The sequence below is a fragment of the Psychrobacter sp. JCM 18903 genome, assembly GCF_000586475.1.
GTDB lineage: Bacteria > Pseudomonadota > Gammaproteobacteria > Pseudomonadales > Moraxellaceae > Psychrobacter.
Genome location: NZ_BAWJ01000006.1, coordinates 175,895 through 182,771, shown reverse-complemented (window position 1 = coordinate 182,771; position 6,877 = coordinate 175,895). Strand labels below are relative to the sequence as shown.

Genomic DNA, 6,877 nt, shown 5'->3' with positions numbered 1-6,877 from the left:
AAGCGCTACCGCCAAAATAATGAGGACACACGCAAGTATCAAAGTTATCAAGCTAACTGCCAACCGCCTTTCTCATCTCTTTTACCCATGACTGCCAAAACCAATACTAGACTTAACATCAGTAATAAGTACCAAGAGCCCAGCTTACCCCAACCTACCATATGCCATACATTTGCTTGTGATGGATAACGCCAAATATTGGTAAAAGTAGCAATATTTTCTGCCAACCAAACCAAAAAAGCGAGGAACAACAGTAATGGTAAAAATGGACATTGATATTGCTTGGTATCATGCAGTTGAAGATTATTTTTGTGATGGATTTGAAAAAACACTCTGGTTTTCCAAAATAAAATTATCGAAGCGATGAACAATATATTGCGAATATCAGGGACAAAAAACTTAGTGAAGAAATTGGCATAAGAAAAAATAACCAATAAACTCACCCATAGTAAACGTGGTAAGTCGGTAAAAGAGGCATTAAACAATCTTAAGCCACGCGCTAAAAAACTACCTACGGCCGAATACATAAAACCGGTAAAAAGTGGCACAGTGGCAATTCTAAAAATTGCTGGCTCAGGATAATACCAAGAACCAATTTTGGGATGGGTTAAAAACAGCTCCATTGCCATGGCCATGGCCATGATATGAAAAATAGCAATGACCCATACCTCACGCGGTGTCTCTAATTTGAAATAAACCAAAAAGACTTGAATAATCAAAGCATAAGCCAACAACAGATCATAGCGATAGATACCAGAAATTGACCAACTTATTTGATGAGTCAGTACAAAAGCCAATAATAAAAGTATGCCAAACAAAGCAGACGCTAAACTCAGCGCGGCGCCACGCGGAATAATGTTCAACACCTTAGATTAGCACTACAATCATATTGACTACCGTTTATTGCTTTAACAGCTCGCTTCATACGCTATGGTGAACCATGACATACATCCTCCTCTTCGTCACAATAGCTTATTATATAAAGTATTCATTAGAGGCCGCCAAACTATAGCAAATACTCCGCTTAATAGACAATTTTCTATTATTTTTGAATATCTCTATCTGTATAAAGAAGTCAGCATTTGAATAATTAACGTTTCTTGAACGTTTTATTGTCTAACATTGCGGTATTCTATGGCTTGCCTCAGTGGCTGCTCGGCATTAAACCGACGCTATAAAGCCACATCATGGACAAAGTTACTCATCCTTTTTTATTTCCTTATAGGCACTCGCGCTCATCAATATGGATATTTATTATGTCTTTTATAAAAAAAATCGATTCACTCTATGAAAAATTGCACGATAAGCTACCAGCGGTAGGCAAGACCGCCTCTTTTTTAACCGGTACGAGTGTTCTTACTGCCAATAGTGCGATGGTGGGTCTGCCCATCTGGACTTTGGGAGCGGCAAAAGTATTGACAGGAGCGAAAGCTGCGGATGATGCGCTGATTGCGATTACCAAATACTGGATTAATAGTAATAACGCCGTCATTGATCATGCCCTGCCTCACAAAGACTGGCGCATTAACCTGCCTGACGATCTGAGCGAAGACAAACAGTATCTATTGGTAAGCAACCATCAATCATGGGTTGATACCAGCATTGTGCAATATATCAGCCAAGATACCCTGCCTCTGACACGGTTTTTTACCAAGTTTAATCTGATTTATATTCCTGTCATCGGTCAAGCCTTTTATTTCTTAGACTTTCCAATGATGAAGCGCTTTTCTGCCAAAGCGATGGCCAAGAATCCAGAGCTTAAAAAACAAAACTTGCTTGAGGCTAAGCGTGCCTGTCGTCAATTAAAAGACAAACCTTTCGCGCTATTAAACTATTTGGAAGGCACGCGCTTTACTAAAGAAAAACATGACCAACAAAAATCCCCTTATCAGCATTTGTTAAAACCACGGGCTGGCGGTTTGTCATTAGCAATTAATGCGTTAGGCAATGAGTTGGATTCTATCTTGGACGTGACCATTGTCTACCCAGACGGCGCGCCTGACTATGATGATTTATGGAAAGGTAATATTCGCCGTTTGGGCGTCGATGTGACTCGCTTAAAGATACCAGATGAATTATTTTCTGCCATCATGGACGGCGGCTATGACCGTGATGAAACCACCAAAAAATGATGTTTGACTGGTTAGAGGATATCTGGCAACAAAAAGATGCCCGTATGACTAAGATGCTGAGTGAGTTTGAATAGGTTTCTGTACGTGGTCAAATCTTGTTATTACTAATATCTAATGCAAAGATCTAATCTACATGACAGCCACAAGCTTTGACGTAAGCCTGTGGCTTTTTTAGTTCTGTATTTCACGCCTCACCTATTCCCTTTTACACCAAAAACCCTCACCAACATGACAAAAACGAATATGCTAATGCCAATTCGCTACGTGAGCGTATGCCTGTGATACCTCATAATAGCGACATACCTTACATTGAATGAATTACAGGTAATCCTATGAACACCTTTCCATTATTTTTTAAATTAGAAGGTCGCAAAGTACTTATCGTCGCGGCGGCGATGTGGCACTACGTAAAGCGGATTTGCTCAGCCGTGCTGGCGCGTGCCTCACTGTCCTTGCACCAAGCATTAGCGACGAAATACAAGCCTTGCTCAGTGACAGTAAGCATGAGCTGATTTATGAGAATTATAATAAAACTTATATGACAGGCGCACGCGTTATCATTGCTGCCACTGACGATGAAACACTGAATCATCAAATACATGCTGATGCCACTGAGCTCAACATTCCAGTTAATGTGGTCGATACGCCGCATTTGTGCGATTTTATCTTCCCTGCGATTGTTGATCGCAATCCAATCGTGATTGGCATATCGTCAAACGGCAAAGCGCCAGTGCTGGTACGTCTATTACGTGCTCGCCTTGAAACCTTGATTCCACAAGGCTATGGTAAATTGGCAAAGCTTGCTGGTGATTTTCGTAGCGAAGTGAAAACTAAAATACCTACGCTGACAGGACGCAGGCAGTTTTGGGAAAAGGCATTTGAAGGTCCAGTCAGTCAGCTGATGTTTGCGGGTAATGAAACTGAAGCGGCGGCACAATTACAAGCCGATTTAGATAAAACAGCATCACTTATCAGTGAGAAACATACAGAGAATGATATATCCATAGAACCTCAAACCTTACAGAATAACGTAGGCGAAGTTTATATCGTTGGTGCAGGCCCTGGTGACCCAGAGCTGCTCACTTTTAAAGCGCTGCGTTTGATGCAGCAGGCTGACATTGTCTATTATGATGCGCTCGTCTCACCGCAAGTATTGGATTTATGCCGCCGTGATGCCGATAAAGTGTTTGTTGGTAAAAAACGCAGTAATCATGCAGTAGCGCAACTTGGTATCAATGAGTTGTTGGTCAATAGCGCAAAAGAAGGTCGCCGTGTGGTGCGTCTAAAAGGTGGTGATCCTTTCATCTTTGGTCGTGGCGGCGAAGAAATTGAGAGTTTGCGTGCGCACAGTATCCCTTATCAAGTCGTACCTGGTATTACCGCTGCCAATGCCGCCGCAAGCTATGCTGGCATTCCATTGACTCACCGTGACCATTCACAGTCAGTGCGTTTTGTGACGGGATTTTTGAAGGCTGGTGCACCCAACAGTAATTTTGAGAACTTCTTAAATACTGATGAGACGGTCGTATTTTATATGGGTCTGCACTCGCTGGCTCGTTTGACTGAAGGCTTGATTGACGCAGGCCGCAGTAGCGAGACGCCGATTGCTATCGTCTCTAATGCGAGTATGCCCAATCAGCAAGTATTAACAGGTACGCTTGCAACGATTGTTGCCAAACAAGAACAAGCACAATTGCCAACGCCTGCCCTCCTCATTATGGGCGACGTGGTCAGCTTGCATCATGATTTGGCTTGGTATAATTTGCAAAATCAGCAGCATAATCGAAACACCCGTGACACCGCAAACAATTGGTTGCGTGGCGGTACAGCTGCTACACCAAAAGAAGGACATACTGATGCTAACCAGCAGGCCCATGCATTATCAATGGTGGCTAATTTGGCAGCGGCTGATAATGGTTTGGAACAGTTGGTGATTGATTAAAACAAGTCTTTTATAAGTAAAAAAAGCCTGCTAGTCATTGCTAGCAGGCTTTTTTGTATTAACGGTGTTTAAAAGCATAAGTAAAATCGCCTTGTGAATGTACAGCAATATAGTTGGTTCAATCTAATTTAGAGAGGATTGGCTATAGCTCAATAAACTCTACGATATGCTGTAGCCATTGATCGTAGTTATAATTCTCTAATACATGAGCACTCGCATAACGCATCATCTCTATCTGCTGCTTGGTATAGCCTTTAGATAGTTGCGCAAATAACTCATCCGCCTGTTCGCGACTTTCTACCACTTCACACATCCCCTCAAAGCGTGTACTGACTGATACGCTAGGATTGCTTACAGCCAAACGTCCACATGCCATAATCTCAATCAGGCGACGCGAAAACATACTAGGCGAGTCCGTCACGGTATTGACGTTAATACAGTGTGAATACTGACGGTATACATCACCCGTCTTATTATAGGGGACATTAGGGAATACTGTCGTGTTAGGTAAATCAGGATAGCGATATACCTCAGGATTGCGATCTGAGTTGCGATCTATGATATCCAGCCCATAGGGCGATGCAGCACTGAATGCCATGTCCTGCCACTGTTGCCTAGCATTGTGGATATGCTTACTATAACTACCGATAAATAGGCTCTTACGATAGCGCAGTGGTTGTGTCGCTGGGTAATGAAACGCTGACTGTACGGCAAACGGTAGTACCCCAACCTTGACCTTATTGCCCAATATGGCTTGGTATCTGTCTACACAGTTCTGATCCACTGTCAGGATATACTTAAATAGACTGGCCACATTAATAAAGCGGTTAAAATGCGCAGCATCTTCTTTATTCCAAAATACAGCAGGAATATTATATGTATCAGCCATTTCTAAAAGCTTGCGTAGCTCAACGTTATTGCGCTCGGGGTAGTCAGGGTAATTGGCAATCTTGTAGCGCCATTTGTCTTTATAACCGCGCCAAGCTGATTCGACTAATATGAAGTCTGGTTTAAATATTTTAAATAACTGAAACCAGTTTTTATCTTTAATTTGAAAGATTTTTACAGAGCAGTCTTCTAATGCAAATGAAGTTAGTTCGTCACCTATCAAAGCTATTCTAGGTTCTTTAGAGGTATTGAATAGACGTTTCATTTTTTACACCTACTAAAGAGAATAGCTAACACTATAGCAACTATGTTGTTTTCTTATGTATATATATTATATAGTCTTAGTAAATTAATTAATAACCAACATTAAAAATATTAGTGACATAAAAATAATAACTATTTTATATTCATTTTAAAAAATTAAAATATTTATCTATAATTTCAGATATCGATAGATATTTTTTCTGAATCAAATGTTCTTTTGTCTCCGTGTGCTTTATCTCTAACAAAAGCCTTAATATAAAATACTCCGTCAAATTTCTCTATGAGAAACTCAGCTTTCATATTATCTGTGTACCATTTAGTTTCTATTTTTTCACCATCTTTATACAAGTAAAAAGCGTAATCATACTTAGATGGCTCGAAAAAATAGCTATCAGCTATAAACTCCCTAAAACGTTATTATTTTCTACAGAGATATTTACATAAAACATACTTCACCCTTAGCTTTGTGAATTTAACCTATATTTTCTATTTTAGTTTATTAACGTTTTTATTTCTTCCAATTAAAATAACTGTTATTAAGTCTTATAAATATCTTTAATATAGCTAACCTTATTTGAATTATATATTAAAAATAACAGATAGTAACAAAAAACAGCTCTATAATAATTAATTATTGTTCCATGGCTATGGCGATTCTATTAATAGCATCAAAACTATTATGCCTTACTAGATCCCGAATAATATCTTTCAATATTTTTTTTTCTATGAGAGTTTTCATAACCAAATGAGTACCTTTTTTTACTGGTATAAAATGAGCTAAAGGATAAGCAGGCAAAACATTTTTTTTTTATAAAATTAATGTCTCCACCTACTAACGGATCGTATATAATAAAAACAGGTTCAGATGTCTTTTTGGTATCTTTGATAGGTATATGTTTGTATTGAATATCCCTATACCGCGGGTGATTTCTTTTTGAAATTAAAGACAACATTGGGGCACCTGCAATTATAGTTGCATCTATAATTCCCCCATAGTAAATACTACTATAACCACCAAGGCTTGTTCCGTAAATATAAGTCCTCTTGCCAATAATTTTTGGCTTTACAACACTTTCAAACAAATCCAAGTTAGATCTTGATACTGATTTCTATTATCTTTCTGTACGCTAATTAAATTCCATCCTTCCGATAAGATAAAATCTCCACCAAAAGGACTAGAAGTCTTATCTGTATGTGCAGAATTAAATGTTACAAAAGTAATATCAGAGCCTTGATCGTACTCGGTTATTTTAAAATTCTCAGATTCGAAAAGAATATTATTTGAAAAAACTTTTGTTGAATGATCCTCATTCACTTTAAAGAAAAACTTTTTTACTACTTTTTCTTCTTCTATCGTTTTTTCAGCATTTGGACGAAAAAACAATATTAAAGAATAGGTTTTTCCTACTAGTAAAGAAATATCTAAACTAGATGTAGTATCTAAAGAGTACCATTTAGTATCTAATTTCTTACCGGCCAAGAGCACATAAAATGCAAAATCTGTTAATTCTTCTTGAAAAACTGTTACAGTAAGGCTTACACCATCGTAAGATATCTTGTCAAGACTAAAAGACATAAAATTTCCATATACTTAGTCACAAATAGTTAGGACGTGGACTCATTTCATATGATGACCTATTCCTAACCTAAT

Annotated in this window: 6 protein-coding genes and 1 pseudogene; 2 read left to right on the top strand and 5 right to left on the bottom strand. The window is 38.6% G+C overall.

Annotated elements, in window-relative coordinates; genetic code table 11:
- Positions 1-47: 47 nt before the first annotated feature.
- Entirely contained in the window at positions 48-863 is an 816-nt protein-coding gene (locus TT12_RS06180) for a DUF817 family protein (RefSeq protein WP_045453040.1), read from the bottom strand.
- Between the two features lie 393 nt (positions 864-1,256).
- Here TT12_RS06180 and yihG point away from each other — a divergent pair, with 393 nt between their 5' ends.
- Positions 1,257-2,132: a 1-acylglycerol-3-phosphate O-acyltransferase, YihG family gene (yihG, locus tag TT12_RS06175; protein ID WP_502685169.1), complete on the top strand. Its 876-nt coding sequence runs from the start codon at positions 1,257-1,259 to the stop codon at positions 2,130-2,132.
- A gap of 332 nt (positions 2,133-2,464) precedes the next feature.
- Positions 2,465-4,074 (top strand): annotated as a pseudogene (gene cysG / locus TT12_RS06170) (siroheme synthase CysG).
- A 142-nt stretch (positions 4,075-4,216) separates the two neighbouring features.
- On the opposite strand, the gene TT12_RS06165 reads toward cysG, so the two are convergent.
- From TT12_RS06165 to TT12_RS06160, 4 genes are all read right to left on the bottom strand, one after another.
- Positions 4,217-5,227, bottom strand: coding sequence for a CgeB family protein (locus TT12_RS06165; protein WP_045453036.1), 1,011 nt, complete (start codon positions 5,225-5,227; stop codon positions 4,217-4,219).
- Between the two features lie 176 nt (positions 5,228-5,403).
- Positions 5,404-5,574, bottom strand: coding sequence for a hypothetical protein (locus TT12_RS15395; protein ID WP_207804008.1), 171 nt, complete (start codon positions 5,572-5,574; stop codon positions 5,404-5,406).
- Between the two features lie 329 nt (positions 5,575-5,903).
- Entirely contained in the window at positions 5,904-6,314 is a 411-nt protein-coding gene (locus TT12_RS15390; RefSeq protein ID WP_207804007.1) for a hypothetical protein, read from the bottom strand.
- A complete protein-coding gene (locus TT12_RS06160; protein WP_045453034.1) occupies positions 6,290-6,802 on the bottom strand; it encodes a hypothetical protein in 513 nt (170 codons plus the stop codon). Before TT12_RS06160 ends, TT12_RS15390 begins: the two co-directional genes overlap by 25 nt.
- Between the last annotated feature and the right edge of the window lie 75 nt (positions 6,803-6,877).